Source organism: Deinococcus alpinitundrae, from assembly GCF_009982895.1.
Taxonomy (GTDB): domain Bacteria; phylum Deinococcota; class Deinococci; order Deinococcales; family Deinococcaceae; genus Deinococcus; species Deinococcus alpinitundrae.
This window is the reverse complement of record NZ_WXZL01000343.1, coordinates 1-258: the sequence shown is the minus strand read 5'-3', so window position 1 is coordinate 258 and position 258 is coordinate 1. Positions and strand designations below refer to the sequence as shown.

The window sequence follows — 258 nt, the reverse complement described above, 5'->3', positions numbered from 1 at the left end:
ATCCTGCCCGGCGCGCTGCCGGAGATCCTCACCGGACTGCGCATTGGTCTCGGGGTGGGCTGGTCAACGCTGGTGGCCGCTGAGCTGATCGCCGCCACCCGCGGATTAGGATTTATGGTGCAGTCTGCCGGCGAGTTTCTCGCCACCGATGTGGTGCTGGCGGGGATCGCGGTGATTGCCATTATCGCCTTTTTACTGGAACTGGGTCTGCGCGCGCTGCAGCGGCGCCTGACGCCCTGGCATGGAGAAGTACAATGA

1 protein-coding gene is annotated in these 258 nt (G+C 64.0%); it reads left to right on the top strand.

The genetic code is table 11. The annotated features are described in order from the left end of the window. Positions 1–258: ABC transporter permease subunit (locus GUI70_RS23685; protein ID WP_161884603.1), on the top strand; the 258-nt coding region annotated here is incomplete at its 5' end.